Origin of the sequence: Aequorivita lipolytica (genome assembly GCF_007997135.1) — a bacterium.
GTDB classification, from domain to species: domain Bacteria; phylum Bacteroidota; class Bacteroidia; order Flavobacteriales; family Flavobacteriaceae; genus Aequorivita; species Aequorivita lipolytica.
On record NZ_VORU01000033.1, the window covers coordinates 1 to 1,752 of the forward strand.

General features: G+C 33.4%; 2 protein-coding genes. Both read left to right on the forward strand.

Annotated features, from left to right (window positions below; all coding sequences use genetic code 11):
• The first annotated feature begins 269 nt into the window (after positions 1-269).
• Entirely contained in the window at positions 270-839 is a 570-nt protein-coding gene (locus tag ESV24_RS15145; protein WP_111816065.1) for a porin family protein, read from the forward strand.
• A gap of 132 nt (positions 840-971) precedes the next feature.
• Positions 972-1,628: a porin family protein gene (locus tag ESV24_RS15150; protein ID WP_111816064.1), complete on the forward strand. Its 657-nt coding sequence runs from the start codon at positions 972-974 to the stop codon at positions 1,626-1,628.
• Positions 1,629-1,752: the final 124 nt, after the last annotated feature.

Consider the following 1,752-nt stretch of genomic DNA (forward strand, 5'->3'; position numbering starts at 1 on the left):
CTTAAATATGGGGGTTTTCTTTAGCCTTCGTTATAATAAGGGATTGTTGGATGTTAACGACATCGATGGTTATAATGGGAAAAACCAAAACAATGTTTTTCAAGTATCAGCGGGATATTCGTTTTAATTTAAGAAAAGCATAAATTTATTATTAAGGCTGTCTGATAAAGGATGGCTTTTTTTATAAAGTTAGAGAATATGAGTTTTATCATTGGAAAGAATACTGGTTTGTTGTTTATTTGCTTCGTTTAACATTAAAACCTTTATATATGAAAAAATTATTACTTTTTGTTGCATTAGCAACTTTGTCCTTTACAGCAGTTCAATCACAAAATGTACGTTTTGGAGCTAAAGTTGGTGTAAACCTTGCCTCTTTAAATGGAAGCGATGTGGACGATGTTGATATGCTTACAGGGCTCCATATAGGTGCCGTAGCGCGTATTGGTATTTCAGAATTGTTTGCAGTTCAACCTGAACTTGTTTATTCCTTACAAGGATATTCTCTTGACGATGATTTAAAAGTAAACCTTAATTATATTAATTTACCAATTATGGCTGATTTTACTTTAGCAGAAGGATTTAGCCTTCAAGCAGGCCCACAAGTAGGATTTAACATAAGCAGTAAAGTAGATTTTGACGGTGAGAAAGAAGACGCAGAGGGGGTTCAAACTGTTGATATAGGAGTTGGTATAGGAGCTCAATATATCCTTCCTATAAATTTATTTTTCCAAGCTCGATATGTTACTGGGTTCACCTCAGTTTTTGAAGATTTTGATGGTGAAAGTTTCGACGCCAAAAATTCAGTTATTAGTGTTTCAGTTGGTTATTTCTTCAATTAAAAGAAATATTAGTGTATAGTAGAAAAGCGGAAGATAACTCTTCTGCTTTTTTTTTCTCCTCTTTAACGACTAATTTGTTGTTTTTAAAAGTTTTAGCTATTTTTAGCCCACTAATCTCAAAACTTTTTAATTATGAATAAAATATTACTACTTGTGGCTATTGCAGCGTTGACCTTCACTGCGGCAAGTGCTCAGAGTGAATTTCGTATTGGATTTAAAGGAGGTGTTAACTTTGCCTCGATAAGTGGCGATTTTACCGATGATTATGATGGAAGAACAAGCTTTCACATAGGTGGTTTGGTCGAAATTCCGATTTCCGAAAAATTTGCCATTCAGCCAGAGCTTTTATATTCCTCACAAGGTGCAAAATCAGAATATGACGATAGTTTTGGCGATAGTATAGTTATTGGTAAAGAAAAACTTAAATTGGATTACATTAATATTCCCATTATGGCGAAATATTATATTATTGATGGACTAAGTGTTGAGGCAGGTCCCCAATTTGGAGTTTTAATTTCTGCACAAAATGAGTATGAGGTTTCTGGATTTAGAGGAGACGAATCTGGAGATGATGATGTTAAAGACTTATATAAAACACTTGATATTAGTTTCGGTTTTGGTGGATCTTACAGATTGACCAATGGCTTATTTTTCAGCGCTCGTTATGTAATAGGTATTTCAGATGTTACTAATGAAGACGACTTTGAAGGCGATTTTGGCCCATTTGATATTGAAGCTTTTAAACAACGTAATAGTGTAATACAGCTTTCAGCAGGATTTTCTTTCTAGAACCCTATTTAAACATTTTTACAAAAGCAGGACATCGTCCTGCTTTTTTTATTTTTCAAATGTTACGCATATCATAATTTGAATTACCTTCATCAGTGTAATTTTAAAACCTCACACTATGAAA

Coding starts and splice junctions, on each gene's coding strand:
- ESV24_RS15145 (WP_111816065.1), top strand. CDS start 270: ATGAAAAAATTATTACTTTTTGTTGCATTAGCAACTTTGTCCTTTACA.
- ESV24_RS15150 (WP_111816064.1), top strand. CDS start 972: ATGAATAAAATATTACTACTTGTGGCTATTGCAGCGTTGACCTTCACT.